The organism is Comamonas sp. FG99 (assembly GCF_057808605.1).
Genome location: NZ_JBMDII010000007.1, coordinates 25,202 through 50,693, shown reverse-complemented (window position 1 = coordinate 50,693; position 25,492 = coordinate 25,202). Strand labels below are relative to the sequence as shown.

Below are 25,492 nucleotides of genomic sequence, written 5' to 3'. Positions count from 1 at the left end.
CGCGGCGTTGCAGCGCTTGCCAAGGCACCAGCCTTGGCTGCGCACTGCGCCTTGCGATCATCCGGCCTGCGGGCCAACGCGGGTACGTCAAAGTGCATAACACGCTCTAGGGGCTTACATCATCGAAAAATCGCGGTCGAACCGCATCAGGTGCTGGCCGCCGTCCACCAGCAGCGTGGTGCCGGTGATGGCCGGGTTCTCCAGCGCAAAGCGCACGGCCGCCGCCACGTCCTCGGGCGTGGAGGAGCGGCCCAGCGGGCTCATGCGGTGCAGCTGCGCGAACTTGTCTTCGCTCAGGAACTCGCTGGTCAGCGTGAGCCCGGGGGCCACGCCCACCACGCGCACCCGCGGCGCCAGCGCCTGCGCCAGCAGGGTGTTCGCGGCCTCGAGCGCGGCCTTGCTGAGCGTGTAGCTCACGAAGTCCGGGTTCATGTTCCACAGCTTCTGGTCGAGCAGGTTTACCACCGCCCCCGCCGCGTTGCGCGCCTGCAGGTGCTGGTGCAGCGCCTGCGCCAGCACGATGGGCGCGCCGGCATTGCTGCGCAGGTGGCGGGCCAGCGCCTCGTAGCCGAAGCTGGCCACGTCGTCGTGCTCGAACAGCGAGGCGCTGTTGACCACCGCGTCCACCTGGCCGAAATGCGCCGCCACGCGGGGCAGCAGCGCGCGGGTTGCCGGCTCGTCCTGGAAGTCGGCGTCGAAATGGGCGCTTGCGCCCGACAAGGCAGCGCATTCTGCCGCGGTCTGCATGGCATCCGCCGCCGAGTCCCGGTAGTGCACCGCCACCCGCCAGCCCTGGCGGGCCAGGTCCAGCGCAATGGCGCGGCCCAGGCGCCTGGCGGCGCCGGTGACGAGCACGGTGCGGGGGGATGCGGTGGTGGAGGCCATCGGCAATGCGGGAGACAGCGACAATAGGGGGGTGAATACCGAACCCGATAGTTTAACGACCGCGCTGTCCGCGCGCATCGCCAGGGCCATTGCAGGCGCCGGCGGCTGGCTGCCTTTCGACGAATTCATGCGCCTGGCGCTGTACGAGCCCGGCCTGGGCTACTACGCCAACGAGCGGGCCAAGTTCGGCGCCATGCCCGCGTCGGGCAGCGACTTTGTCACCGCGCCCGAGCTGTCGCCGGTCTTCGGCCAGCTGCTGGCCGCGCAGGTGGCCGAGGCGCTGCAGCGCACGCAGAGCGACGAGGTCTGGGAGTTCGGCGCGGGCTCCGGCGCGCTGGCCGAGCAACTGTTGTCCACCTTGGGCGATGCCTGCCGGCGCTACACCATCGTCGACCTGTCGGGCACGCTGCGCGCGCGCCAGCAGGCGCGGCTGGCCGCATTCGGCGACAAGCTGCGCTGGGTGGCCGAGCTGCCGGCGCAGATGCAGGGCGTGGTGGTGGGCAACGAGGTGCTCGATGCGATGCCGGTGAAGCTGCTGGTGCGCCAGCAGGGCGAATGGCAGGAGCGCGGCGTGGTCGTGGCAGGCGACGGCTTTGCCTGGAGCGAGCGCCCCACCGCGCTGCGCCCGCCGCTGGAGCCCGGGCTGCCGGCCGGCGCCGAGTACCTGACCGAGATCCACCCGCAGGCCGAGGCCTTTGTCGCCACGCTGGGCGAGCGCCTGGCGCGCGGCGCGCTGCTGCTGATCGACTACGGCTTCGGCGAGGCCGAGTACTACCACCCGCAGCGCCACATGGGCACGCTGGTCTGCCACCACCTGCACCGGGTGGATGCCGACCCGCTGGCGCTGGTGGGGCACAAGGACATCACCGCCCATGTCAACTTCACCGGCATCGCACTCGCGGCCCAGGAGGCCGGCCTCGACGTGCTGGGCTACACCACCCAGGCGCACCTGCTGATCAACTGCGGCCTGCCACAAAAACTGGAACTGCTCCCACAGACAGAGCGCGCCGCCGCGGCCAAACTGATGATGGAGCAGGAGATGGGCGAGCTGTTCAAGGCCATCCTGTTGTCCAAGGGCGTGGAGCCCTGGCCGGCCCTGGGCTTTGCGCGGGGGGATCGTACGCACCGCCTGTAGCGGCGGCATGGGAGTGTTGGATGAAGGCATGCATTGACATCGGCGGCACCAAGGTGGCGGTCAGCCTGGCGGGCGACACCAGCCGGGGCTCGGGCGGCAAGCCCGTCGGCCGCCGGGCCGAACCCACGGCCACCGCCGGTGATCGGGGAGCGCTGGCGCGGCAGATCCTGCGGCTGGTGGATGAGGTCTGCGCCGCGCAGGGCGTGGATGCGGCGCGGCTCACCCAGGCGGGCGTGTCTTCCTGTGGGCCGTTCGTACATGTGAATGGCGATATCGAGCTGGCCAACCCCAACATCTGTGGTGGCTTGGCGGGCCCGGCACGCGGGCTCTCCAACGACTGGACCTCGGTGCCGCTCGAAGCGCCACTGGCTCAGCGCTTCACGCAGCTGCGCATCGAGAACGACGCGGTGGCCGCGCTCGAGGCCGAGCGCCTGTGGGGTGCCCTGCAGGGTGTGCCGCACTGCGCCTACGTGACCTGGAGCACCGGCGTGGGTGCGGGCCTGTGCGTGGATGGGCGCGTGCTGCGCGGCAAGAACGGCAATGCGGGCCATGCCGGCCACACCTTTGCCAGCGGCGACCCCGTGGGCCTGCTGTGCGGCTGCGGCAACTGGGGCGACGTGGAGGCCCTGGTGGCCGGCAATGCGCTGCAGCGGCGCTTTGCCGAGCGCGGCTGGGCCGACGCCGCGGCGCTGATGCAGGCCGCCGGCGGCGGCGATGGCGCCGCGCTCGCCGTGGTGGACGAGCTGTGCCGCGTGCTGGGGCGCATGCTCTACAACCTGGTGGCGCTGCTCGACCTGCAGCGTATCAGCCTCGGCGGGGCGGTCTTCCTGCACCACCAGCGGCTGCTGCTGCCGCGGCTGCAGGCGGAGGTCTGCAGCCATCTGCCGGCCTTGACCGCAGGCGTGCAACTGGTGCCGGCCGGCCTGGGCCTGGCGGTGGGGGACTATGCGGCGATGGCGTTGGTGGTGTAAGACGAAGGCATCTTTGCAGCGCTGTGGGGTGTTTGTTGGTGGAGGCTGTGGCGCCGTCAGTAGGGGGAGGCAAGCCACCGGGCCGTCGCTGCGCTTGGTCCGCAGGGTGAGCGCTGGGCTCTGCAGTCAAAACATCGTTGCTTATGCTTTCTGTGTAGGCGCAAATGGCTTATTTCATTCAAAGATTTCCAATCACCAAATGCGCCCGGTCCGCGCCATCCCCCGCCTGCTCCAGCGCCTGCAGAAAGGCCTTGCACCACCAGTGCACATCCTGCTCGCGGATGCGCTGCAGCAGCCGCTGGTGGCGGCGCTGGCGCTCGGCCAGCGGCATCTGCAGCGCGGTCTGGATGCTGTCGGCCATGCCTTGGGTGTCGTAGGGGTTGACGAGCAAGGCCTCCTTGAGCTGCTCGGCCGCGCCGGCAAAGCGCGACAGCACCAGTACGCCGGGGTCTTGCGGGTCTTGCGCCACCACGAACTCCTTGGCCACCAGGTTCATGCCGTCGCGCAGCGGCGTCACCAGGCCCACCGCCGCCGCGCGGCACAGCCCCGGCACGCGCCGCCGCGCCACCGTGCGGTGGATGTAGCGCAGCGGCATCCAGTCCAGCTCGCCATAGTCGCCGTTGATGGCGCCGCACAGGCCCTCCAGCTCCTGGCGCAGGTCGGCATAGGCATGGACGCTGTCGCGCGAGGGCGAGGCAATCATCACCAGCGTGGCGCTGCGCTCGTTCTCGGGGTAGCGCTGCAGCAGCTCGCGAAAGGCGCGCACGCGCTGCGGAATGCCCTTGGAGTAGTCGAGCCGGTCTATGCCCAGCAGCAGCCGCCGGCGTGAGTATTCGCTGCGCAGGCTCTCGTAGGTTTCCAGCGCGTCGCGGCAGTGCCCCAGGCGCGTGAATTCCTCCACGTCGATGCCGATCGGAAACGCGCCCACCCGCACCGTGGCGCCGAAGGCGTGCAGCCGCTGGCCGCCGGGCCGGGGCGCATCCAGCTCCTGCGCGCCGGCCTCGTTGCCCAGGTAGCGGGTGAAATGCGCCACGTCGGCCTCGCTTTGCAGGCCCACCAGGTCGTAGGCGAAGAACGAGCGCATCAGCCACTCGTGCTGCGGTATCGCGGCCATGATGAGCGGCGGCGGCACCGGGATGTGCAGGAAGAACCCCATGCGCTGGCGGCAGCCAAGGGCGCGCAGCTCGGCCGCCAGCGGGATCAGGTGGTAGTCGTGCACCCAGAGGATGTCGTCCTCGCGCAGCAGCGGCAGCAGCTTGCGCGCGAACAGCTGGTTCACCCGCCGGTAGCCGGCGATGTAGCGCGCATCGAAGTCGGCCAGGTCGAGCCGGTAGTGGAACACCGGCCACAGCACGCTGTTGGCATAGCCCTGGTAGTAGCTCTGGTGGTCTTCGCGGCACAGGTCCACGGTGGCCAGCGTGACGTTGCCGGCCTGGCGCGTCTGCAGCGCACCCTCGCCGGGTGCGCCACCTTCGTTGATGGCGCCGCTCCAGCCGAACCACAGGCCGCCGGTGCGCTGCAGCGCTTCGCCCAGCGCCACGGCCAGGCCGCCCGCCGCGGGCTTGCGTGGATCGGCCAGGCGGTTGGAGATGACTACGAGACGGGCCATGTCAGATCACGCTTTCCCATGGCGCGGACAGGCGCATGGCCGCGTTGATGATGCCCACCATGGAGTAGGTCTGCGGAAAGTTGCCCCACATCTCGCCGGTCTGCGCATGCGTGTCCTCGGACAGCAGGCCCAGCGGGTTGCGCGCGGCCAGCATGGCCTCGAAGATCTCGCGCGCCTGCGCCTTGCGGCCGATGGCCGCGAGCGCGTTGACGCGCCAGAAGGTGCAGATGTTGAAGCTGGTCTCGGGCTTGCCGAAGTCGTCGGCGGCCTCGTAGCGGCGCATGAAGGGGCCGTCGCACAGCGTGGCCTCCAGCGCATCGACGGTGCTCACGAAGCGCGGGTCCATGGCATCGACCAGGCCCACCTCGGCCATCAGCAGCACGCTGGCATCGAGCGCGCTGCCGCCGAAGCTCTCGGCGAAAGCCTGGCGCTCGGCGTTCCAGGCGCGCTCCAGGATCTCGGCTTGCATGCGGCTGGCATGGGCCTGCCAGTAGCCGGCCCGCTCGGGCAGGCGCAAGGCGCTGGCGATCTTGGCCAGCCGGTCGCAGGCGGCCCAGCTCATCAGCGCCGACGAGGTGTGGATGCGCGCGCGCGTGCGCAGCTCCCACATGCCGGCATCGGGCTGGCCGTACACGCGCACGGCCAGCTCGCCGATCTGCTCCATGCGCGCGAACTCGGCCGCGCCGGCGGGATGCAGCAGGCGCTGATCGTGAAAGGACTGCGCCGCGCCCAGGATGATGTTGCCGTAGACGTCGTGCTGGAAGTGTTCCGCCGCCTGGTTGCCCACGCGCACCGGCCCCATGCCGCGGTAGCCCGCGAGCTGCGGCACCAGGGCCTCGGGCAGCTCGCGCTCCAGCCCGATGCCGTACAGCGGCTGGATGTGGCCGCTGCTGGTCTCCACCACCACGTTGGCCAGCCAGCGCAGGTAGTCCTCCATGGTGGCGGTCTCGGACAGGCTGTTGAGCGCGCGCACCACGAAGAATGCGTCGCGCAGCCAGCAGTAGCGGTAATCCCAGTTGCGGCCGCTGTCGGGCGATTCGGGAATGCTGGTGGTCATCGCGGCCACGATGGCGCCGGTGTCCTCGTACAGCGAGAGCTTGAGCGTGATCGCGGCGCGGATCACGGCGCTCTGCCATTCCAGCGGTATGGCGAGGCGCTGCGTCCAGTGCCGCCAGTACGACAGCGTCTCCTGCTCGAAGTGCCGGGCCGTGTCGGCAATGCCGGCGAGCAGGGTTTCGTCGGCGCCGAGCAGGAAGTTGTACTCGCGCCCCACCACGAAGGGCTGGCCCGACAGCACATAGGCCACCGGCACATCGGTGTTCAGCCGCAGCGTCAGGTGCTCGCCCACGTAGCGGATGTGGTTGCTGCCGCGGGTGATGCCGGGCGCGGCGCTGCCCCATTCGTAGCGCAGCTTCAGCGCCACGCGCACGCGCGGCGAACCCTGGATGGGGCGTATGCGGCGCACCAGCGTCATCGGGCGGAAGAAGCGCGAGCGCGAGTAAAAGCGCGGTGCGAAGTCGGTGACCTCCAGACTGTTGCCGTCCGTGTCGATCAGCAGCGTGCGCAGCACGGCGGTATTGGGCTCGTACCACTGGCGCGTGGAGGCGAGGTTCTCGATCTCGATGGCGAAGCTGCCGCCCTCGCCGCCACTGCCTTCGGGCTGGAGCAGCGCGTTGAAAACCGGGTCGCCGTCGAAGCGCGGCAGGCAGCACCAGACGATGCGGGCCTGCGCGTCCACCAGCGCGCTGATCGAGCAGTTGCCGATGACGCCCAGGTCCAGCGACGGTGCCGCCGGCGGCGCGAAGCTGCCGTTGTTCATGCGATTTCCTCCACACCGTGGCGCAGCCAGGCGCGTACCTGCGCGGGGCCGTCCAGCCGCGCCTGGGCCAGGGTCGGGCCCGGGCCCACCTTCACGCCCAGGCCGCCGAGCTCCTGCACCGTGGCGAAGCCGGTCTCGTCGGTCACGTCGTCGCCGACGAAGATCGGCACGCGGCCCGCGAACGGCGCGCGGCGCATGAAGTCGCCGATCGCGCGGCCCTTGCTGGCCCAGGCCGGCTTAAGCTCCAGCACGCAGCGGCCCTGCATCAGCTCGGTGCCCGGCGCCAGCGGCAGCAGCCGCGCAAGCGTGCCGTGGCACCAGGCTTCGAGCTGCGGCGCCTGGCGGTAGTGCAGCGCCAGGCTGCTGGGCTTGGTTTCGAGCACCAGGGCCGGGTGCCGTGCCAGCAGCGGGCGCAGCGCGGCCAGTACCGGCGCCAGGTCGGGTTCGTCGACCGGGGCGGCGGCGGTTGCCGCGCCGGCGTCCGCGCCCAGCCGGTACCAGGCGCCATGCTCGCTGGCCAGCGGCAGGCGCAGCGGCGCGAGCAGGCCGTCGATGGCGGCTGCGGTACGGCCGGTGACGATGGCCAGCGCGCCATCCAGGCGCTGGTGCAGGCTGCGCAATGTGGGGGCTACCTCGGGCAGGACTTGTACCGCGTCGGGTTGCGCGGCAATGTCGGCCAGGGTGCCATCGAAATCCAGAAACAGCGCGTGTTGCGCGCTCAGCGAGGGCACGATTTGCATGGCACCACCATAGCGGCGGCAGGCCGCGATGGCTGTAGGCCAAAGCCCTTCATCGCCTTTCGCCCAGGCGCTTCATCGCTTTTCGCATAAGCACGGCCGTTTTCATTCGTTGGCAGGCGCGGCCGGGCTTTCTACAGTGCAGCCATGGTTTGACACCGACCGAAAGGAAAAACACCATGCCCGCACTGTTGTCCACCGCCATCGCCGGCGCCCAGGCTGCCTCGCAGGCCTCGCGCGCCCTGGCGCACAAGCCCTGGCTGCCCGCCGCGCGGGCGGTGCAGGAGTGGCGCGAGGACGGCGCCCAGTCCTTCGAGTTGCGCGGCCCCGGCGGCGGGCAGCGCCTGGGCGCCGAGGTGCTGGGGGCCGACCTGGGCCGCCCGCTGGCGCCCGAAGACTTTGCGCGGCTGCACCGCGCGCACCTGGCGCACAGCGTGGTGGTGTACCGCGGCCAGCGCATCACGCCCGCCGAGCATGTGGCCTTTAGCCGCCGCTTCGGCCTGCTGCAGCGCCATGTGCTGCGCAACTTCAAGCTGCCCGGGCATGACGAGGTGCTGATCGTCTCCAACATCCGCGAAAACGGCCAGCCCATCGGGCTGGGGGATGCAGGCCATTTCTGGCATTCGGACCTGTCGTACAAGGAACGCCCGGCGCTCGGCTCGCTGCTGCATGCGCAGGAGCTGCCGGGCGAAGGCGGCGACACCTTGTTCGCCGACCAGCATGCCGCCTATGAGGCCCTGCCTGCCGAAGTGAAGGCGCGCCTGTCGGGCCTGCAGGCCGAGCACAGCTACCTGCTGCGCTATGAGGAGCTGCGCCAGCGCAACCCATTCCGCCCGCAGCTCAGCGCCGAGCAGGTCGCCGAGGTGCCGCCGGCGGTGCATCCGGTGGTGCGCACCCACCCGGAAACCGGGCGCAAGGCCTTGTTCGTGAGCGAGCATTTCACCACCCGCATCCTGGGCCTTTCCGAGCGCGAGAGCGCCGACCTGCTGGCCTATCTGTTCGCGCACAGCACGTTGCCGCGCTTTGTCTACCGCCACCGCTGGCAGGCGCATGACCTGCTGTTCTGGGACAACCGCTCGGTGCTGCACCTGGCCAGCAGCGTGCCCGAGGGGCAGCGCCGCAAGCTCTATCGCACCACGATCGAGGGCGATGTGCCGGTGTGATCGGCACGAGGAAAAGACATGCAGCAATTATTGGTACGCATCTGGTTGGCGCGTTGTTGGTAGGGCATTCATCCGTCTCCTTGCCCATTACGGCCCCTGGCAGGGTCATACCTGCCGGGGCATTTTTTCAGGATTCCTCACCATGACCAATCGCTACCGCGCCACCCCCGCAACGAATACCCCATCTGCCGCCCGGCGGCGCCTGAGCCGCCGCGCCGCCATCGTCCTCAGCGCCACCGCCGCGCTGTGGGGCCTGAGCACCGGCGTGGCCCAGGCCGCCGAGGGGCAGTTGCGCATCGCGCAGCAATACGGCGTCGTCTACCTGCTGCTGAACGTGGCGCAGGACCAGAAGCTGATCGAAAAGCACGGCAAGGCGCAGGGCGTGGACATCAAGGTCGACTTTCTGCAGTTCTCCGGCGGGCCGGCGGTCAACGATGCGCTGCTGTCGGGCAATGTGGACATTGCCGGCGCCGGCGTGGCGCCGCTGTTCACGCTGTGGGACCGCACGCGCGGCCGCCAGAACGTCAAGGGCGTGGCCTCGCTGGGCAATTTTCCGTACTACCTGGTCAGCAACAACCCGAAGGTGAAGACGATCGCCGACTTCAGCGATCAGGACCGCATCGCCACGCCTGCCGTTGGCGTGTCGGTGCAATCGCGGGTGCTGCAGTACGCCTCGGCCAAGCTCTGGGGCGACAAGGAATACCAGCGCCTGGACAAGCTGCAGGTGGCGCTGCCGCACCCCGATGCGGCGGCGGCCATCGTCAAGGGCGGCACCGAGGTGTCGGCGCACTTCGGCAACCCGCCGTACCAGGAGCTGGAGCTGGCCGGCAACCAGAACGCGCGCATCGTGCTCAACTCGTACGACGTGCTGGGCGGGCCGGCCTCGTCCACCGTGCTCTACACCACCGAGAAGTTCCGCCACGAAAGCCCCAAGACCTACCGCGCCTTCCTCGATGCGCTGGCCGAGTCGGCGCAGTTCATCCAGGCCCAGCCCGACAAGGCGGTGGACATCTTCATCAAGGCCAACAACAGCAAGATCGACCGCGAGCTGCTGCGCAAGATCGTCACCAGCCCGCAGGTGCAGTTCACCATCCAGCCGCAGAACACCGTGGGCCTGGGCCAGTTCCTGCAGCGCGTGGGCGTGATCAAGAACAAGCCCGAGGCGGTGAAGGATTATTTCTTCGACGACCCGCGCGTCGTCTCGGGGAGCTGAGCATGCGTTTCGTACCCTTGGGCAATGACTGGGATGCTGCCATCTGGGACACGGCCGCAAGCCCGCTGGCTTTTGAGTCCCTGGCCCAGCCTTTTCTGAACCGAGCCTCGCGCAAGCCGCTGGCCAAGGTGGCGCCGCACCCCGCTGCGCCGGCTGCGCAGCAGGTGCCGCTGCTGGAGGTGGCCGATGCCAGCATCGACTACGCGCTGCCCGATCGCGTGGTGCGCGCCACGCACCAGGTGAGCCTGCAGGTGCACGAGGCCGAGCGCCTGGTGTTGCTGGGCGCCTCGGGCTGCGGCAAGTCCAGCCTGCTCAAGGCCATGGCCGGCCTGGTGCCGCTGGCTGGCGGCGAGATCCGCCTGCACGGCCAGCCCGTGCGCCAGCCGGGGCCGGACCGGGTGATGGTGTTCCAGGAGTTCGACCAGCTGCCGCCGTGGAAGACGGTGCGCGAGAACGTGATGTTCCCGGTGCTGGCGGCGCGCGCCGCCGGCCGTGCCGAGGCGCGCGAGCGGGCCGAGCTGTACCTGGCCAAGGTGGGCCTGGCACGCTTTGCCGATGCCTATCCGCACCAGCTCTCGGGCGGCATGAAGCAGCGCGTGGCGATTGCCCGCGCGCTGGCCATGCACCCGCAGGTGCTGCTGATGGACGAGCCCTTCGCCGCGCTCGACGCGCTGACCCGCCGCCGCATGCAGGAGGAGCTGCTGGCGCTGTGGGAGGAGCTGCGCTTCACGCTGGTCTTCGTCACCCATTCGATCGAGGAGGCGTTGGCGGTGGGCAGCCGCATCGCGATTCTCTCGCCGCACCCCGGCCGCCTGCGCGCCGAGGTCAATGCCCACGAGTTCGACCTGGCCAGCAGCGGCAGCAGCGCCTTCCAGGCGGCGCACCAGCGCATCCATGCGCTGCTGTTCGATGAGCCGCATGCGCCGGATGCGCTGGTGGCGGCGGCCGCTACCCATGCGCAGGCAAGAAGGGCGGCCTGAACATGTCCACGATTGCGCTGAAGACCCCACCCATCCGCCCCGAGGCCGAGTACGCCATCGCCCCCGCGCCTGCGCAGCTGCAGGCCCGCCCCGTGCCGCTGGCGCGCCGCCTGGCGCAGCACAGCGGGCTGCGGCGGGTGCTGATCCTGCTGCTGCTGGCCGCGCTGTGGGAGCTGGCAGCCCGCTGGCAGGACAACGACCTGCTGCTGCCCACCTTCGGGCAGACCGCGCGCGCCCTGGTGCAGGACCTGGCCAGCGGCGAGCTGCTGGCCAAGACCGCGATATCGCTGGCGGTGCTGCTCAAGGGCTATGCGCTGGGCGTGGCGCTGGCGCTGGCCTTCACCGTGCTGGCGGTGGCCAGCAGCTGGGGGCGCGATCTGCTGTCCACGCTGACCGCCATGTTCAACCCGCTGCCGGCGATTGCGCTGCTGCCGCTGGCGCTGCTGTGGCTGGGCCTGGGGCAGGGCAGCCTGATCCTGGTGCTGGTGCACTCGGTGCTGTGGCCGCTGGCGCTGAACACCTATGCGGGCTTCCAGGCGGTGCCCGAAACCCTGCGCATGGCGGGCCGCAACTACGGGCTGCGCGGCGTGCGCTACGTGGTCCAGATCCTGGTGCCGGCCGCGCTGCCGTCCATCCTGTCGGGCCTGAAGATCGGCTGGGCCTTTGCCTGGCGCACGCTGATCGCGGCCGAGCTGGTGTTCGGTGCCTCGTCGGGCAAGGGCGGGCTGGGTTGGTACATCTTCCAGAGCCGCAACGAGCTCTACACCGACAAGGTGTTCGCCGGGCTGGCGCTGGTCATCATCATCGGCTTGCTGGTGGAGACGCTGGGCTTTCACACGCTGGAGCGGCTGACGGTGCGGCGCTGGGGGGCGCAGCGGTAAACTCGGCGCATGATCCGCTGGCTGCTCGTCGTCTTTCTCTCGCTGCTGTTGCTCAACGGCTTCTCGGCCTTGCTGCGCAAGCTGGGGCTGGGCCGGCTGCCGGGCGATTTCCAGGTCACGGTTTTCGGCCGCACCCTGTGGCTGCCGTTCGCCTCCACCATCGTGCTCAGCCTGCTGGCGGCGGGGATCGCGCGCTGGCTGTGACGCGGCCGGCGTAGAAGAAAAGAACGGACACCATACCGTCATCAAACTGCCATCTTTCCTCTTTACATTCCTTCACCACAGCCCGCGCTGCCCCGGTGGCGCGGTTCTTATCTGGAGGGAGTGAAGATGAAGCTCAAATTGTTGTGCGCCGCACTGGCCGGCGCCTCGCTCATGCTCACGGCTTGCGGCAGTGGCGGCAGCGGTAGTGGCAGCAACCCCGGCCCGCAGGCGCCGACCAAGAACGTGCTGTTCTTCCTGGGCGACGGCATGGGCATCACCACGCTGACGGCAGCGCGCATCTACAGCGTTGGCGAAGACGGCGAACTGGCCATCGACCAGCTGCCCGAGACGGCTTTCGTGCACACCTATTCGAACGACGGCCAGGTGACCGACAGCGCGCCGTCGATGGCCGCCTACATGACCGGCGTGAAGATGAACAACGAGGTCATCTCCATGTCGGCCGACACCAAGGCCACCGACGCCGGCGGCAAGCCCTACCACGTCAAGTACGACAGCACCTGCCCCGCCAGCAATGGCAAATCGGTGCCCACGCTGCTCGAACAGATGAAGGCCGCCGGCTACGGCACCGGCGTGGTCAGCACCACGCGCATCACCCACGCCACGCCCGCGGCCACCTATTCGCATGTGTGCCACCGCGATGCCGAGAACACCATCGCCGCGGCCCTGGTGCCCGGCGGCTCCGGCTATAACGCCAGCCTGGGCGACGGCGTGGACGTGGTCTTCGGCGGCGGCACCAGCTACTTCAAGCCCACCAGCGCCGGCGGCAAGCGCAACGACAGCCGCGACCTGGTGGCCGAGCTGCAGAAGGCCAAGTACAGCTTCGCCGCGAACAAGAGCGAATTCGACAAGCTGCCCACCGATGGCAGCACCAAGATCGCCGGCCTGTTCACCAGCGACCACATGGCCTACGACTTGGACCGCGACCCGGCCAAGGAGCCCAGCCTGGCCGAGATGACCGGCAAGGCCATCGACGCGCTGGCCGCGCGCAAGAAGGGCTTCTTCCTGATGGTGGAGGGCGGCCGCATCGACCACGCGCTGCATGCCACCAATGCCCGCCGCGCGCTGCAGGACACGGTGGCGTTCGACAGCGCCATCAAGGCCGCGATCGCCAAGATGCAGGCCATCGACCCCGGCCTGAAGAACACCCTGGTGGTGGTCACCGCCGACCACGACCACACGCTGCAGATGAACGGCTACGCCGCCCGCACCGGCAAGACCGAGCCCGGCAAGCCCGGCGTGCTTGGCTTGGTCAACAACTATGTGGACGGCAAGCCCTCGACCGACGTGGACGGCAATCCCTACACCATCCTGGGTTTCGGCAACGGCCCGAACCGCAAGGCCGCGCGCGGGCCCATCAGCAATGCCGATCTCGAAAATCCTGGCTACCTGCAGGAAGCCGTGGTTCCTCTGGCGACCGAGACGCACGGCGGTGGCGATGTGTTCCTGGGTGCAACCGGCCTGGGCGCCGACAACTTCTCGGGCGTGCTCACCAACAACGAGGTGTTTGGCCTGATCAAGAAATCGATCGGCCTGTGACGGCTTCGCACTCAAAGCGATCACTGCGTTGCCCCGCCTTGCCGTGCTCCAGCACTGTCTGCGGCGAAGCGCCTTGTTCTCGCTTCGATTGCGAATCCGTGTCAGCTACCTCCAGACAAAGGAATCCATCATGAACATCACCATCCGCAAGACCGCACTGGCTGTGGCAATGCTGGCATCGGGCGCGGCGCAGGCCGCGGGCGAGGCCAAGAACGTCATCTTCTTCCTCGGCGACGGCATGGGGCCGGTCACCGTCACCGCCGCCCGCATCTACAAGGGCGAGAAGGAGCTGGCCGCCAACCCCCAGGCCTACGCCAGCAGCGAGCGCGCCAAGCTGAGCATGCAGTCGCTGCCCTATGCGGCGCGCGTCAAGACCTTCTCGCGCGACGGCCAGACCACCGACAGCGCGCCTTCGATGGCAGCCTACATGACCGGCGTGAAGATGAACAACGAGGTCATCTCCATGTCTGCCGAGACCACGGCCTATGCCGCGGATGGCAAGCAGTACATCAACGGCGAGGACACCACCTGCCCGGCCAGCAACGGCACGCCGGCCGTGACCCTGCTGGAGCTGTCCAAGGCCAAGGGCCGCGCGGTGGGCGCCATCTCGACCACCCGCGTCGGCCACGCCACGCCGGCCGCCACCTATGCCCACATCTGCAACCGCAACGGCTACAACAGCATCGCCGAGCAATCGGTGCCCGGCCATGCCAACTACAACACCCGCCTGGGCGACGGCATCGACGTGCTGATGGGCGGCGGCCTGCGCAACTACCTGCCCAAGTCCGTCAACGCCAGTAGCAAGCGCTCGGACGACGCCAACCTCGTCGAGATGATGAAGGCCAAGGGCTATACCTTCGCCAACAGCGGCAGCACGCTCGCCGGCATCGACGCCACGCAGGCCGGCAAGCTGCTGGGCCTGTTCTCGCAAAGCGAGATGGCCTACGAGCTTGACCGTGTGAATCAGCAGCTCGACCAGCCCAGCCTGGCGCAGATGACCGAGAAGTCGCTGCAGGTGCTGTCGCGCAACGCGAACGGCTTTTTCCTGATGGTGGAAGGCGGCCGCATCGACCATGCGCTGCACGGCAGCAACGCCAAGCGCGCGCTCGAAGACACGCTGGCCATGGACAAGGCCATCGACACCGCGCTGGCCTTCATGGAAAAGAGGGACCCGGGCCTGAAAAATACCCTCATCGTGGTGACGGCCGACCACGACCACTCGATGGCCTTCAACGGCTACACCAAGATCGGCAACCCGATCCTGGGCAAGGTGGTCGACTACCAGAGCGGCCAGCTCGCCAAGGCCAGCGATGGCAAGCCCTACACCACGCTGGTGTTCGGCAATGGCGGCCGCCCCAACGCCACGGCGGCCAGCCAGGTCAACGAGGAAGACGGCAAGAAGCCCTGGGTGGCGCCCGCCCGCGCCGCCAGCCGCGAAGATCTGAGCAGCGTGGACACCACGCAGGACAACTTCCTGCAGGAAGTCGGCATCAACCTGGGCACGCCCGGCGCCGAGACCCACGGCGGCGGCGACGTGATGCTGTTCGCCGGCGGCGCCGGCGCCAAGGTCTTCAAGGGCACCATGGACAACACCAAGGTGTTCAGCAAGGTCAAGGAAGCCGCCGGCCTCTGATCGGCTGGGCCGCGCAATCCTGAGTCAAATAGGCTGCCGGTGCTTGTGCGCAAAGCGCCGGCAGCCATTGTTTTGTAGCAATCATGAAATTCAAGAACCTGGCAGCCGCAGCGCTGCTGGCTGCGGTGGGGATGCCGCACGCGGCATTCGCGCAAGGCGCCGCACCCGCCGCGCCGCAGGCCACCACGGCCGCCGTCAAGGCCACGCCGCCGGCGGACCTGCGCGTCACCTACTACACCCGCGCCATCGGCCACGATGGCGTGCTGCGTGAAACCACCCACACCAACCGCGTCTACCGCCGGGTATCGGCCCAAGGCGGCTGGGTATGGACCGAGCGCGAGCTGCCGGCCGCGCTGCGCCAGAGCGAGGGCCACGGCCACGAGCACCGCCACGGCCCGCATGCCGGCCATGCGCACGACGAAGCCAATGGCGCGCCGCTGCGCGTGAGCCGCGGCGACGACGGCCAGGAAAAGGTCGAGGTCATCCTGAACCAGACCCGCCGCGTGATCGAGGTCGAGCGCGCGCACCATGGCAATGTGGGCTACGGCGGATCGTGGGATGCGCAGTACTGGCTGGTGCCGCCGGCCACGCTGCAGGCCATGCAGCCCGTGGGCGCGGTGCGCAATGGCGTGCAGCGCTACCGCCAGGTGGCGGGCGAGCAGACCACGGTGGTGGACTGGGATGTGCGCGGCCAGTACCCGCGCCTGATCGAGCGCAGCGATGGCCACGGCACCGCGCTCACCCGCGTGAAGGCCGAGCGCATCGCCGCCCCCAGCCCCGCGCCCTGGGAGGCCAGCCAGGCATTCGACCGCGGCGACTATTCGGATCTGCTGGATTGATGGCCGGTGGATGCAGTCCTGCTCCATGGCTGGCTTGCTGGGCGGGCTGGGCCGCCCCAAGGTGAAAAGCGCCCTTCTTGGAGGGGCAGCTGCTACACGCGGTGAGAGGGCGTGGGGAGCAATTTTTCGCCATGTGCGCCAGCGGCTCAAACTTCCGCCAATCGCTGTACCGTGTCCGGAAATTTCTCAACCAGGCGGATCAGCACCGCAGCTTGGGCATTGGGCTTGGCTCGGCCTTGCTCCCAGTTTTCCAGGGTGCGGGGATTGGTGCGCAGGTAGCTGGCAAACACGGGGCGCGATAGATGCAGGCGTTCGCGCAGCGCCAACAGCTCGTTGGCGGTGATCTCCACCGCCGGCTTCGCCTCGAGTTCGTGTGTGCGCAGCGTTTGCTTGCCTGTGCGCGCTTCGGCCAAGGCTTCCAGGCCCTCGGATAGTTCTGCAAACAGATTGCGTTTGGTCATTGCCGTGCTTCCAGTTCTGCCTTCAACATGCCTTTGAGCACCTTGCGCTCGCTGGGTGCCAGGTCTGCCATTTCGTCTTTGCCGTACAGGGTGAATAGCCAGAATTGCGCTCTGCCATCCCACCAGTAGTAAATCACTCGCAGGCCTCCACGCTTGCCTTGGCCTCGGCGTGGATCGCCATACCGCATCTTGCGCAGGCCGCCTGTGCCTTCAATTACATCGCCAGCCTCGGGGTGCTTCATCATGGTTTGCTGCAGGTCGTGAAAACCATCGTCATCCAGATAGTCAGACCGGTATCGCACAAAGGCAGGTAGCTCCACAAATACGGCTTTCGTTGCAAAAGTATACGCAGATTGCGTATTGATTGCAATCAACGGATAGGATCTGGCGTTCCCGGCATCCACAGCACAAAGCCCTCATGCGAGGGCTTTGCCTGGGTGCTCAGAACACCCCGTACCGGTACGCGAAGTATGCGGCGGCCAGGATGCCGATGGCGGCGAGGATGGTCATTGCGCGGCCCATGCTTTCTCCTTTGTGGGATACCGGCATGCTACCGCGCCCGCGCGGTCAATAGATCCACGGCACGCCGTAGTAGTCGTTCACCTTGCGGCCGTAGGCCTCGTCGTATTCGGGCGTGGTGGCGCGCTCATAGCGGGGCGCCTGCTCCAGCTGCTCCTTCACCAGCGAGACGACGTAGCCGCCCATGTTGGGGTCGTACTTCAGGGTTTCCCAAGGCAGCGGATAGACCTCAGTGCCCATGCCCAGAAAGCCGCCGAATTCCATGACGGCGTAGCGGACCTTGCCCGAGAGCTTGTCGATCATCAGCGAGTCGATCGAGCCCAGCTTGTCGCCTGCCGGGTTGTACACGTTCGTGCCATTGACCTTGTCCGAAGAAATGACGCTGGATGCGGTGTTTGCGGTGTCCATGGTGTCCTCCTGTTTGGGGGAAGTGTTGACGGAAATGGCGAAAGGCGGCGTTACTTGCAGCGGCTGCGGAACATCACGCCTGCCTTGGTATCCATGGTAGGCACGGCGCCGCGCCGCCGGGGTAGTCATGGCCCCGACCCTGCCGTAGGAGGTTTCGCGCAGGCGGCCCGCCAATGGGGAATAGCTCCCCACGCTCCCCACTGCGTTGGGTCGCTGCCCCTCCGAGAGGGGCGCTTTTTCACCTTGGGGCGGCCCGGCGGTGAAAAAGGCCACCCCTTGGGTGGCCCTGCGGCGCTGCGTTCCCGGCTTACAGCTTGATGCCTTGCGGCGCGCCGGTGAGGTAGCCCACGGCGGCGCCGAACTTGTTCTTGTAGTTGGCCTTGATCAGCGGGTCGAGCTGCTCCTTGACCACGCCGTGGATGCTGCCCCAGTCGCCCGCGTGCTGGAAGTTGCTCATGATGTAGGTCCAGCCGTTGATCTCGTCGACCGCGTGCAGGCCGGTGGATTCGCCGCCGGCCGGGATCGACAGGATGCGCGAGAGCTGCTTGCTGTCGATGTTGTAGGCCCACAGGAAGTTGTTCACGTGCTGGCTGGAGTCTTCGCCGATGAACAGGGTGCGCAGCTTCTCCGAGAACTTGAGGTTGTCGGGGTTGCAGATCTTGTTCGGGTTGCCGGTGTTGCCCAGCGCGTCGGCGCCGATGTCCTCGCCCGCGAGCAGGGCCTTGGTGTCCACCGGCATCCAGTCGCTGTTGATGGCGGCGCCATGGGTGTCCTTCTGGCCGCCGCGCAGGTTCAGCGCCATCACGGCGCCGGCGTTGAGCGCCTTGGGGATGGACACGCCGTTGCCCGGCACATTGGCGGCGTTGCCGGCGACCATCGAGCTTTGGCAGTTCTGCAGCGCCGAGTAGGCGATCTTGTCCTTGGCGTTGACCGTCGTGCCTTCCATCTTGGTGAAACCCATGCTGGCGCCCAGGTAGGCGGCATAGCGGTGGGTCTCCAGGAAGGCCGCGGCCTTTTCCATGCCGGGGTTGATCTTGATCCACTCGGTCTTGCCGTTGGCCACGATCTTGGCGAAGCCGGCATCCGCCGGGTCCTTGCTCGCCACGCTCATGATGTCGGTGGGCTTGAGCGTGTTGGCCAGGTTCTCGATCTCGGCGCTGGTGGCCGAGCCGAGCTTGATCCAGGTGAGCGGCGCGCCGGCCGCGGCGGCCGGGTCGATGGAGAAACCCGCGCCCACCTTGGCCGCGTACAGCGTGCCCGAGGACAGGTCTTTTTCCCTGTCGGCCACGAACACGAAGTAGGCGCTATTGGTGGCGTCGTCGCCCATCAGCGCGGTGCGCTGGTCGGGCATCACCTGCACCAGCTCGTGCGAGATGCGGCCCATGCAGAAGTGCTTCTTGATGCTGGCGGTGCCGTCCTTGTTGACGGTGACCTCGGGCATGTGGCCATAGTGGTAGGGGTTGGCCGTGCCTTCGTTGCCGTACAGGTTCTTGCTGTAGGCCTTGAACTGCGCGTTGCTGGCGGCGGTGAACGCGTCGGGCTCGTATTCCTCGCTGGACAGGTGGGTGCCCCAGGGCGAGAGGCTGGCGCCGCAGGTGATCCACAGGCCGTGCACCTTGGAGGTGTCCACGTTGTGGTACTTGACCAGGTTGAGCTTGCCGCTGGCCTGGTCCTGGTCCAGCGTGAGCACCGCGATCGGCGATGGCAGCCGGCCGTACATATCGGTCTTGCCGTCCTGCGCCCAGGTGGTGTATTCGAACTGCACCACCGCGAACACCGGCTTGCCCTTGACGCCGTCGACCTTGGCGTCGGCCACGGTCAGCAGCGAGGTGCCGTCCGGCGAGTCGGAGAAGAACTGGCGTGCGCTGCCGGCGACCGTGGCATCGATGATGGGCTGGTTGTTGATGTCGACGTAGCCGCCGGCCAGGATCTTGCCGCCCTTGCCGTCGGCCACCATGTCGCCGGTCACGAAGAAGGGCTCGTAGGCGAGCTTGACGTCGCGGCTGCTGCCGTCGTCGTACTGGAGCGTCATGACCGAGGCGGTGGTGGTGGTCGCCATCTCGGCGGCCTTGGCCAGGGTGGGCGCGGCCGTGCTGGAGAAGCTCACCGACTTGAAGGCGGCCTGCGGGTCGTCGCCGCCGCCGCAGGCGGTCAGCACACCGGCTGCCGACAGCGCGGAAGACAGCGGCAGCAGCGGCGCGCCGCCCAGCAGTTGCAAAAGGCGGCGACGCGAGGTCATCGGATCAGACATGGAAAATTCACTCCGTGGGTCAATCGTTGTAGGTCGAGCGACAACGGGGTGAATGCGTTGGACTAGGGTGGGTCGTCCGCCTTGGCACCGTTGTTCGCTTGCGCGCCGAGTATCTGTGGCGGCTGTGACGCATTGATGACGGTGGCATGACCGTGGTGCGCGGCCGCAGCCACGGCTTGCACGCGCGCCGCGTGCACCAGGGCGCCGATCTGCGCTCCCTTCTTGCCTTGGCGCGCGGCGCAGGCCGCCACCTCTGCGGTGTTGACGGCCTGGGCCGCCGCCAGCTGCGCCAGCAGCGCGGCGCGCTGCGGGTAGGGCTGCTCCTGCAGGCCCAGGCGGCCCTGCGCATCGCACTGGCAGGCCAGCAGCAGCTCGGCGAAGCGCGCCGGCTTGCGAAATGCGTCGCAGCGCTCCAGCAGGCGCACGATGGCGGCGGGCGAGAAGCCTTCGCTGCGGTGGATGTTGCCATGCTCGGCGGCCACGGCCAGGGCCAGCTCGGCGCAGTCGTTGGGTACGCGCAGGCGCTGCTGCAAGGGCTTGAGCAGCTGCACGCTGCGCCCTTCGTGGCCGATGTGGCGCGGCAGCACCTCGGCGGGCGTGCTGCCCTTGCCCAGGTCGTGCGCCAGGCAGGCCCAGCGCACCGGCAGGGGCGCCTGCAGCGCGGCGGCGCGGTCAAGCACCATCATCACATGCACGCCGGTGTCGATTTCGGGGTGGTAGTCGGCGCGCTGCGGCACGCCCCACAGACGCTCGAGCTCGGGCAGCAGCACGGCCAGCGCGCCGCAGGCGCGCAGCACCTCGAACATGCGCGAGGGCCGCGGCTCCATCAGGCCGCGCGCCAGCTCCTGCCAGACGCGCTCGGGCACCAGATGGTCGGCCTCGCCGTCGGCCACCATGGTGCGCATCAGCGCCATGGTCTCGGGGGCCACCGCAAAATCGTGAAAGCGCGCCGCGAAGCGCGCCAGCCGCAGGATGCGCACCGGGTCTTCGCGGAAGGCATCGGTCACATGGCGCAGCAGCTTGTCCTGCAGGTCCTGCTGGCCGTGGTAGGGGTCGAAGAGCTCGCTGGCGCGCGTCCAGCCCGCGGGGGCGGCCATGGCGTTGATGCTGAGGTCGCGCCGCGCCAGGTCTTCTGCCAGGGTCACGTCGGGCGCGGTGTGCACCACGAAGCCGCGGTAGCCGCGCCCGCTCTTGCGTTCGGTGCGGGCCAGCGCGTATTCCTCATGCGTCTTGGGGTGCAGGAAGACCGGAAAATCCTTGCCCACCGGCACGAAGCCCTGCGCGCTCATCTGCTCGGGCGTGGCGCCCACCACCACCCAGTCGCGGTCATGCACCGGGCGGCCCAGCAGCTGGTCGCGCACCGCGCCGCCCACCAGGTAGACGCGCATCAGCGTTCGGCCCGGTAGGGCTCGTCCATGGCCACGAAGTCCTGCTCGGCCAGCGCGGCCTGCACCCATTCGCGCACCGCGGGCAGCTGGTGCACGCGCTCCACATAGGCGGCGATCTCGGCCGGCACCGGCAGCGCATAGGTCTTCAGGCGCGAGCACACCGGCGCATAGTAGGCATCGGCCACGCTGAATTCGCCGAACAGCATCGGGCCGCCATGGCGCGCGAGCAGCGCGCTCCACATGGCCACGAGGCGCTCGACGTTCCGGCGCACGCCGGCGTTGTCGCGCCAGACCACGCGCCCGACAGGGGCGAGGTCGGCCTCGATGTTCATGCCGCAGGCGCTGCGCAGCGCGCTGAAGCCGCTGTGCATCTCGGCCACCACGCTGCGCGCGGTGGCGCGGGCGGCGGCGTCCTGCGGCCACAGCTGCTTGGCGGGAAAGCGCTCGGCCACGTATTCCGCTATCGCCAGGCTGTCCCACACGGTGGTTGCGCCGTCGACCAGCACCGGCACGGTGCCGGTGGGGCTCGCCGCGAGCATGGTGCGCTTGAACTGCGAGCCGGCGTCGAAGCTGTCGAAGCGCACGTATTTTTCCTCGAACGCAATGCCGGCCTGGCGCAGCAGCACCCAGGCGCGCATGGACCAGGACGAATAATTTTTGTTGCCGATATAGAGTTGCAGCATGGGGCCTCCAAGAATCGCCCCAGTTTACCGAAGCTATTTCAAGCGCTTTTGCAGCATGACGATCATCCCTGCCGCCAGCGCGATCGCCGCCACCCAGTGGTACAGGTGCTGGCAGGCGATGAAGATGGCCTGCCGGTCCACCAGCGCGCTCAGCTGCCCGATGGCCGCGCCGTGCGCCTGGCCGGCGGTGTAGCCCAGTTGCTCGAAGCGGTGCTGCGCCTGCTGCAGCCACTGCACCGCGGCGGGATTGCCGGGGCTGATGCGGCCGGCCAGCTCGCCGTACTGGGCCAGATGGCCGTTTTGCAGCGCCACCGCGGCCACCGCGGACGCGAGCGATACCGTCATCTGGCGCATCACGTTCTTGGTCTGGTAGCCCTTGGCGAAATGGGCGTCGCCCAGCGCGCGCCAGGTCAGCGCCGCCACCGGCAGGATCATCAGCACGCCGAACAACCCCTTGATGGCCAGCGCGCCGTACAGCGCGGGCAGCGGCGCATCCGGCGGCAGCGAGGCCATCCACCATGCCGCCGCGGCCATGCACAGGCAGCCGGCCATCATCATCGCTCGCTTGTTGGCCACCCGGGCCGAGTAGCGGATGTACAGCACCACCGCCACGAAGGAGACCGCGCCGGCAAAGCTGTTGAGCCAGCCGGTGGTGAGCACCGGAATGCCCAGGCCCTGCTGCGCGAACTGCGGGAACAGGTAGTTGCTGAAGTTGACGATGAAGTAGTACATCGCATACAGCGCCAGCCCCGCCAGGAAGCCCGGGTTGCCCAGGTCGCGCAGGTGCAGCAGCGGCTCGTCGTGGCGCCACTGGTGGAGGCTGAACAGGCCCAGCAGCGTGACGCCCGCGAGCACCGCCAGCGCCAGCAGCTCGGGCCGCTCGAACAGCTCGTAGCGCGCCTCGGAAAACGCCCATTGCACCGAGCCCACGGCCAGCAGGAACAGCGCGATCGGCACCAGCGACCAGCGCACCGGCTGCGCGCTCTTGCCCAGGTGGCGCGGCAGCAGCCAGCGCACGCCCACGGCCACCAGCGCCGCGATGGGCAGCACGATCCAGAACACCCACTGCCAGCCCCAGCCGTCCACCAGCGTGGCCGACAGCAGCGGCGCCACCACGCCCACGCCGAAGATGCTGAGCATGAAGCAGCGCGAGGCCAGCGGCCGCAGCGAGGCCGAGAACAGCAGCGGGATCAGCACCCGCGTGCTCAGGAAGAACGCGCCGCCGCCCATGCCTTCGAGCATGCGGGCGGCGATCAGCTCGGGCAGGCTGGTGGCCAGCGCGCAGCCGATGTCGCCCAGGCCGAACAACGCCAGCGCCAGCAGCAGGTAGTGGCGGTAGCCGAAATGCCGCGTCAGCCACTGCTGCAGGGCCACCATCAGCATATTGCCCACCGCGTAGGCCATCTGCACCAGCGCGAACTCCTGCGGCGCCGCGGCAATCGCGCCCAGGATGTGCGACGAGGCGAACACGAACATCCCGTTTTCGAGGAACTCCATGCCCACCATGGCGCAGATCACCGCGATCAGCAGGCGCTGCTTCTCCTGGTGCACCAACTGCTGGAATGGGCGGGTGGTCATGGCTGGTTGGCGTGCAGATGGGCTTGCACCAGCTGCAGCTGGCCGGCCAGGGCGGGCAGCTGGTGCTCTTGCAGCGGCGCCCAGGCGCTGGCATACACCGCCTCTGCCAGCGGCACCGCGCGCGCCAGCAACTCGGCGCCGGCCTCGGTCAGTGCCAGCTGCTGGCTGCGGCGGTCGCTCTCGTGGGCCGAGCGCGCCACCAGGGCCTTTTTCTCCAGCCCGTCGAGCAGGCGGGTGATCTGCGTGCGCGTGGCATCCAGCGCCACCGACAGCGAGGTGGGCCGCAGCGGCTCGTGCACGCTGTCGGCCAGCAGGCGCAGCGCCAGGTATTCGCGCATGTGCAGCCCGCAGGGCGCGAGCGCTGCGTCCATGCGCTGCTCCAGCAGATGGGCCGCATGCAGCAGCGCGCGCGATGCGGCCACTGCGTCGCGCAGCTGCGGGGATTTGCCTGCGAGCAGGCGGTTGCGGCGGGATTCGATGCTCATGGTGGGTATTTATTTAATTTCATTTGTAATTATATCGTTTGAAATAAATTGCGCGCAACCATGCTCATGTCCAGGGCATGGACATGGGGCCGCCTGCGGCGCCCTGCGCGACGGGCGGCGCGCGGTATCAGGCGCCGCCGGCGTCCTTGAAGCCCGCCGGGGCCTTGCTCCACTTGATGCTGCAGGAGCCGGGCAGGAAGTTCGCCAGCTTGGCGTCCGCATAGCCGCAGGCCCACTGGTTGACCTGCACATTGGCCAGTGGGCTGGCCCCCAGGGTGCTTGCGGCCTTGAGGGCAGCACCCGTGGCATCCCGGGGTTCCAGGTAGATGGCGAGGTTGTCCAGGCTGGCGTCTCCCATGCCCTGAAGCACGACTTCGACCACCCCGTCATCGTTGGTCTTGATGCTTTTCACATGTTTCGACAGCGCCGCCCCGGCCTTGCTCTCGCAGCCCCACGCGCCGGCGCCCGGCGCCGCGATGCCGGTCTGGTATTTTTCGGTGATCGCGGTGCGGCAGGAGCCCAGCGCCAGAATCGGCTCGGATATCCTGGCCTTCTTCGCATGGTCGTTGTACGCCGGCAGCGCCACCGCCGCCAGGATGCCGATGATCGCCACCACGATCATCAGCTCGATCAAGGTAAAGCCCTTTTGCAGCTGCTGGTTCACTTTCATGTTGAATGCCTCCCTCGGTGAAGAATCAGGCTTTTGAGCCTGCGCCAGGCCTTGTGCCTGAACGGAGCCATCCAACGCAACCATCGTGCCAGCCAGGAAAATCCGGTTATTCGATCCTGAGGAGGCCATTTGTCGCCGCCATGCATGCGACATGCAAAAGCTGTCGCACGGGGTGCCGCGACGGCGATTGATCGTCTTTGTAAATCAATGACAAAAATTCAATAGTTCGTTGCTAATATTGGCGCATGAGCCCAGCCATGCCTTCCCTGGCCCTCAGCCTGCATGCCGCCGCGGTGCTGACCGGGCGCAGCGTCCGTACCTGGCAGCGCCGCATCGAGGCCGGCCGGGTGCCGCGCCTGGGCCTGGCCGGTGGGCGGGCGTTGGTGCCGTTCGCGGCGGTGCAGCCATGGCTGCCGTTGGCCCTGGCCGGCGACGAGGTGCAGCTGCTGTTGCGGGCCGATGGGGGCGAGGCGGCGGCCCAGGCCGAGATGGGCGCGCTGCTGGCGCTGGCGGCGTTGCGCGAGGCCGGCAGCGCTGCTGCGGCGGCGCGGTATTTCCTCTTGCAGGCCGCGCGGCAGGGCGAGGCCGATGCCATGCACTGGCTGGCCATCCTGCACGCCGCCGGCCCGCAGCCCGAGGGCGGCGCCGGCCATGCCGAGGCGCTGATGTGGATGGCCAAGGCGGCCACCCACGGCCATGAGATAGCCCGCCGGCAGGTGGCCGATTTGCTGGCGGCAAATTTTCAAAAAGAGTAGCTGCTAGCGCCTATTGCTGCTTATTTTCAAATGGTTTTTATATGGAAATCATTGTGTATAAATCGCTAATAGCTCTTCTTTTGGAAGCGGCTCACACCGGCCACACCACCCCGTTGTCGTTGAGGATGGCGTCGAGCGGCACATCGTGCGGCTCGGGCTCCAGGTCGTCGATGAAGCCGTTGGTATAGCCCAGGCCCACGGTGTAGGGGCGCGGCTGCAGCGCGGCCAGCGTGCGGTCGTAGAAGCCGCCGCCGTAGCCCAGGCGGTAGCCGCCGGGGCCATAGCCCACGCAGGGCACGAACAGCAGCGTGGGCACGATCAGCTCGGTGTCCTTGGGCTTGGGGATGCCGTAGGCGTCTTCCTCCATCGGGCAGCCGGGGTGCCAGGCGTGGAAGGTCAGCGTCTTGTGCTGCTTGTTGACCACCGGCAGCCCGATGCGGCGCAAGAGCGGCTCGTCCATCAGCGCGCCGTCTTCTTTCCAGCGGTGCAGCGCGGGCAGCGGATCGAACTCTCCCTTGATGGGCCAGTAGGCGCCGATCACCGTATCCGTGCGCTCCGTCAGCCAGAAGCGCAGCACCTGCATCAACTGTTCCGACCTGCGCAGCCGGTCGGGCATGTTCAGGCGCTGCTGCACCAGGGTCTTGCGCAGGGCTGCTTTATCCATCCGG

At 68.2% G+C, this 25,492-nt stretch carries 25 protein-coding genes; 11 read left to right on the top strand and 14 right to left on the bottom strand.

Annotation, left to right across the window (positions count from 1 at the left end):
• Nucleotides 1-114: 114 nt before the first annotated feature.
• Nucleotides 115-885: an SDR family oxidoreductase gene (locus ACODRX_RS06650; RefSeq protein WP_488870402.1), complete on the bottom strand. Its 771-nt coding sequence runs from the start codon at nt 883-885 to the stop codon at nt 115-117.
• Between the two features lie 31 nt (nt 886-916).
• Here ACODRX_RS06650 and ACODRX_RS06645 point away from each other — a divergent pair, with 31 nt between their 5' ends.
• Both ACODRX_RS06645 and ACODRX_RS06640 read left to right on the top strand, forming a co-directional pair.
• The gene (locus tag ACODRX_RS06645; RefSeq protein ID WP_488870401.1) at nt 917-2,020 is read left to right on the top strand and encodes a class I SAM-dependent methyltransferase; all 1,104 of its coding nucleotides are present in this window, start codon (nt 917-919) and stop codon (nt 2,018-2,020) included.
• A gap of 20 nt (nt 2,021-2,040) precedes the next feature.
• On the top strand, nt 2,041-2,991 hold the full coding sequence (locus ACODRX_RS06640) for an ROK family protein (RefSeq protein ID WP_488870400.1): 951 nt from the start codon (nt 2,041-2,043) through the stop codon (nt 2,989-2,991).
• Between the two features lie 178 nt (nt 2,992-3,169).
• On the opposite strand, the gene ACODRX_RS06635 is transcribed toward ACODRX_RS06640, so the two are convergent.
• From ACODRX_RS06635 to otsB, 3 genes are read right to left on the bottom strand one after another with little or no spacing between them, the layout of a single operon-like run.
• On the bottom strand, nt 3,170-4,600 hold the full coding sequence (locus ACODRX_RS06635) for an alpha,alpha-trehalose-phosphate synthase (UDP-forming) (RefSeq protein WP_488870398.1): 1,431 nt from the start codon (nt 4,598-4,600) through the stop codon (nt 3,170-3,172).
• Nucleotide 4,601: 1 nt separating this feature from the next.
• On the bottom strand, nt 4,602-6,419 hold the full coding sequence (locus ACODRX_RS06630; protein WP_488870396.1) for a glycoside hydrolase family 15 protein: 1,818 nt from the start codon (nt 6,417-6,419) through the stop codon (nt 4,602-4,604).
• Nucleotides 6,416-7,159, bottom strand: coding sequence for a trehalose-phosphatase (otsB, locus tag ACODRX_RS06625; RefSeq protein WP_488870395.1), 744 nt, complete (start codon nt 7,157-7,159; stop codon nt 6,416-6,418). The genes ACODRX_RS06630 and otsB overlap by 4 nt, the downstream gene beginning before the upstream one ends.
• Before the next feature lie 176 nt (nt 7,160-7,335).
• On the opposite strand from otsB, the gene ACODRX_RS06620 reads away from it, so the two are divergent.
• From ACODRX_RS06620 to ACODRX_RS06585, 8 genes are all read left to right on the top strand, one after another.
• The gene (locus ACODRX_RS06620; RefSeq protein ID WP_488870393.1) at nt 7,336-8,319 is read left to right on the top strand and encodes a TauD/TfdA dioxygenase family protein; all 984 of its coding nucleotides are present in this window, start codon (nt 7,336-7,338) and stop codon (nt 8,317-8,319) included.
• 142 nt (nt 8,320-8,461) lie between these two features.
• The gene (locus ACODRX_RS06615; protein ID WP_488870391.1) at nt 8,462-9,532 is read left to right on the top strand and encodes an ABC transporter substrate-binding protein; all 1,071 of its coding nucleotides are present in this window, start codon (nt 8,462-8,464) and stop codon (nt 9,530-9,532) included.
• Nucleotides 9,533-9,534: 2 nt separating this feature from the next.
• Nucleotides 9,535-10,512, top strand: coding sequence for an ABC transporter ATP-binding protein (locus ACODRX_RS06610; RefSeq protein ID WP_488870389.1), 978 nt, complete (start codon nt 9,535-9,537; stop codon nt 10,510-10,512).
• 2 nt (nt 10,513-10,514) lie between these two features.
• Nucleotides 10,515-11,393, top strand: coding sequence for an ABC transporter permease (locus ACODRX_RS06605; RefSeq protein WP_488870387.1), 879 nt, complete (start codon nt 10,515-10,517; stop codon nt 11,391-11,393).
• Between the two features lie 9 nt (nt 11,394-11,402).
• A complete protein-coding gene (locus tag ACODRX_RS06600) occupies nt 11,403-11,597 on the top strand; it encodes a DUF2905 family protein (RefSeq protein ID WP_488870385.1) in 195 nt (64 codons plus the stop codon).
• A 126-nt stretch (nt 11,598-11,723) separates the two neighbouring features.
• A complete protein-coding gene (locus ACODRX_RS06595) occupies nt 11,724-13,154 on the top strand; it encodes an alkaline phosphatase (RefSeq protein ID WP_488870383.1) in 1,431 nt (476 codons plus the stop codon).
• A 130-nt stretch (nt 13,155-13,284) separates the two neighbouring features.
• Complete coding sequence (locus tag ACODRX_RS06590; RefSeq protein WP_488870382.1) at nt 13,285-14,787, top strand: alkaline phosphatase; 1,503 nt, start codon at nt 13,285-13,287, stop codon at nt 14,785-14,787.
• A gap of 83 nt (nt 14,788-14,870) precedes the next feature.
• On the top strand, nt 14,871-15,626 hold the full coding sequence (locus tag ACODRX_RS06585; RefSeq protein ID WP_488870381.1) for a hypothetical protein: 756 nt from the start codon (nt 14,871-14,873) through the stop codon (nt 15,624-15,626).
• A 146-nt stretch (nt 15,627-15,772) separates the two neighbouring features.
• On the opposite strand, the gene ACODRX_RS06580 is transcribed toward ACODRX_RS06585, so the two are convergent.
• The 9 genes from ACODRX_RS06580 to ACODRX_RS06540 all read right to left on the bottom strand — a co-directional run bounded on the left by ACODRX_RS06580 (nt 15,773) and on the right by ACODRX_RS06540 (nt 24,069).
• Complete coding sequence (locus ACODRX_RS06580; RefSeq protein WP_488870380.1) at nt 15,773-16,087, bottom strand: helix-turn-helix domain-containing protein; 315 nt, start codon at nt 16,085-16,087, stop codon at nt 15,773-15,775.
• Nucleotides 16,084-16,491, bottom strand: a complete 408-nt coding sequence (locus tag ACODRX_RS06575) for a toxin (RefSeq protein ID WP_488870379.1) — start codon at nt 16,489-16,491, stop codon at nt 16,084-16,086. The genes ACODRX_RS06580 and ACODRX_RS06575 overlap by 4 nt, the downstream gene beginning before the upstream one ends.
• Nucleotides 16,492-16,654: 163 nt before the next feature.
• Nucleotides 16,655-17,014 carry a PRC-barrel domain-containing protein gene (locus ACODRX_RS06570; RefSeq protein WP_488870377.1) on the bottom strand — a complete coding sequence of 120 codons (360 nt, stop codon included), beginning with the start codon at nt 17,012-17,014 and terminating at the stop codon, nt 16,655-16,657.
• Nucleotides 17,015-17,321: 307 nt separating this feature from the next.
• Nucleotides 17,322-19,265, bottom strand: coding sequence for a PhoX family protein (locus tag ACODRX_RS06565; RefSeq protein ID WP_488870376.1), 1,944 nt, complete (start codon nt 19,263-19,265; stop codon nt 17,322-17,324).
• Between the two features lie 62 nt (nt 19,266-19,327).
• Complete coding sequence (locus tag ACODRX_RS06560; protein ID WP_488870374.1) at nt 19,328-20,653, bottom strand: multifunctional CCA addition/repair protein; 1,326 nt, start codon at nt 20,651-20,653, stop codon at nt 19,328-19,330.
• Nucleotides 20,653-21,336 carry a glutathione S-transferase family protein gene (locus ACODRX_RS06555; RefSeq protein WP_488870372.1) on the bottom strand — a complete coding sequence of 228 codons (684 nt, stop codon included), beginning with the start codon at nt 21,334-21,336 and terminating at the stop codon, nt 20,653-20,655. The genes ACODRX_RS06560 and ACODRX_RS06555 overlap by 1 nt, the downstream gene beginning before the upstream one ends.
• Before the next feature lie 33 nt (nt 21,337-21,369).
• A complete protein-coding gene (locus ACODRX_RS06550; RefSeq protein WP_488870370.1) occupies nt 21,370-22,914 on the bottom strand; it encodes an MFS transporter in 1,545 nt (514 codons plus the stop codon).
• Nucleotides 22,911-23,399, bottom strand: a complete 489-nt coding sequence (locus tag ACODRX_RS06545; protein ID WP_488870369.1) for a MarR family winged helix-turn-helix transcriptional regulator — start codon at nt 23,397-23,399, stop codon at nt 22,911-22,913. The genes ACODRX_RS06550 and ACODRX_RS06545 overlap by 4 nt, the downstream gene beginning before the upstream one ends.
• 127 nt (nt 23,400-23,526) lie before the next feature.
• Entirely contained in the window at nt 23,527-24,069 is a 543-nt protein-coding gene (locus ACODRX_RS06540; protein ID WP_488870367.1) for a pilin, read from the bottom strand.
• A gap of 257 nt (nt 24,070-24,326) precedes the next feature.
• On the opposite strand from ACODRX_RS06540, the gene ACODRX_RS06535 reads away from it, so the two are divergent.
• Entirely contained in the window at nt 24,327-24,824 is a 498-nt protein-coding gene (locus tag ACODRX_RS06535; protein ID WP_488870366.1) for a hypothetical protein, read from the top strand.
• A gap of 91 nt (nt 24,825-24,915) precedes the next feature.
• Here ACODRX_RS06535 and ACODRX_RS06530 read toward each other — a convergent pair whose 3' ends face one another.
• Nucleotides 24,916-25,488: a 5-formyltetrahydrofolate cyclo-ligase gene (locus ACODRX_RS06530; RefSeq protein ID WP_488870365.1), complete on the bottom strand. Its 573-nt coding sequence runs from the start codon at nt 25,486-25,488 to the stop codon at nt 24,916-24,918.
• Between the last annotated feature and the right edge of the window lie 4 nt (nt 25,489-25,492).

Coding starts and splice junctions, on each gene's coding strand:
- ACODRX_RS06650 (WP_488870402.1), bottom strand. CDS start 885: ATGGCCTCCACCACCGCATCCCCCCGCACCGTGCTCGTCACCGGCGCC.
- ACODRX_RS06640 (WP_488870400.1), top strand. CDS start 2,041: ATGAAGGCATGCATTGACATCGGCGGCACCAAGGTGGCGGTCAGCCTG.
- ACODRX_RS06635 (WP_488870398.1), bottom strand. CDS start 4,600: ATGGCCCGTCTCGTAGTCATCTCCAACCGCCTGGCCGATCCACGCAAG.
- ACODRX_RS06630 (WP_488870396.1), bottom strand. CDS start 6,419: ATGAACAACGGCAGCTTCGCGCCGCCGGCGGCACCGTCGCTGGACCTG.
- otsB (WP_488870395.1), bottom strand. CDS start 7,159: ATGCAAATCGTGCCCTCGCTGAGCGCGCAACACGCGCTGTTTCTGGAT.
- ACODRX_RS06620 (WP_488870393.1), top strand. CDS start 7,336: ATGCCCGCACTGTTGTCCACCGCCATCGCCGGCGCCCAGGCTGCCTCG.
- ACODRX_RS06615 (WP_488870391.1), top strand. CDS start 8,462: ATGACCAATCGCTACCGCGCCACCCCCGCAACGAATACCCCATCTGCC.
- ACODRX_RS06610 (WP_488870389.1), top strand. CDS start 9,535: ATGCGTTTCGTACCCTTGGGCAATGACTGGGATGCTGCCATCTGGGAC.
- ACODRX_RS06605 (WP_488870387.1), top strand. CDS start 10,515: ATGTCCACGATTGCGCTGAAGACCCCACCCATCCGCCCCGAGGCCGAG.
- ACODRX_RS06600 (WP_488870385.1), top strand. CDS start 11,403: ATGATCCGCTGGCTGCTCGTCGTCTTTCTCTCGCTGCTGTTGCTCAAC.
- ACODRX_RS06595 (WP_488870383.1), top strand. CDS start 11,724: ATGAAGCTCAAATTGTTGTGCGCCGCACTGGCCGGCGCCTCGCTCATG.
- ACODRX_RS06590 (WP_488870382.1), top strand. CDS start 13,285: ATGAACATCACCATCCGCAAGACCGCACTGGCTGTGGCAATGCTGGCA.
- ACODRX_RS06585 (WP_488870381.1), top strand. CDS start 14,871: ATGAAATTCAAGAACCTGGCAGCCGCAGCGCTGCTGGCTGCGGTGGGG.
- ACODRX_RS06580 (WP_488870380.1), bottom strand. CDS start 16,087: ATGACCAAACGCAATCTGTTTGCAGAACTATCCGAGGGCCTGGAAGCC.
- ACODRX_RS06570 (WP_488870377.1), bottom strand. CDS start 17,014: ATGGACACCGCAAACACCGCATCCAGCGTCATTTCTTCGGACAAGGTC.
- ACODRX_RS06565 (WP_488870376.1), bottom strand. CDS start 19,265: ATGTCTGATCCGATGACCTCGCGTCGCCGCCTTTTGCAACTGCTGGGC.
- ACODRX_RS06560 (WP_488870374.1), bottom strand. CDS start 20,653: ATGCGCGTCTACCTGGTGGGCGGCGCGGTGCGCGACCAGCTGCTGGGC.
- ACODRX_RS06555 (WP_488870372.1), bottom strand. CDS start 21,336: ATGCTGCAACTCTATATCGGCAACAAAAATTATTCGTCCTGGTCCATG.
- ACODRX_RS06550 (WP_488870370.1), bottom strand. CDS start 22,914: ATGACCACCCGCCCATTCCAGCAGTTGGTGCACCAGGAGAAGCAGCGC.
- ACODRX_RS06545 (WP_488870369.1), bottom strand. CDS start 23,399: ATGAGCATCGAATCCCGCCGCAACCGCCTGCTCGCAGGCAAATCCCCG.
- ACODRX_RS06540 (WP_488870367.1), bottom strand. CDS start 24,069: ATGAAAGTGAACCAGCAGCTGCAAAAGGGCTTTACCTTGATCGAGCTG.
- ACODRX_RS06535 (WP_488870366.1), top strand. CDS start 24,327: ATGCCTTCCCTGGCCCTCAGCCTGCATGCCGCCGCGGTGCTGACCGGG.
- ACODRX_RS06530 (WP_488870365.1), bottom strand. CDS start 25,488: ATGGATAAAGCAGCCCTGCGCAAGACCCTGGTGCAGCAGCGCCTGAAC.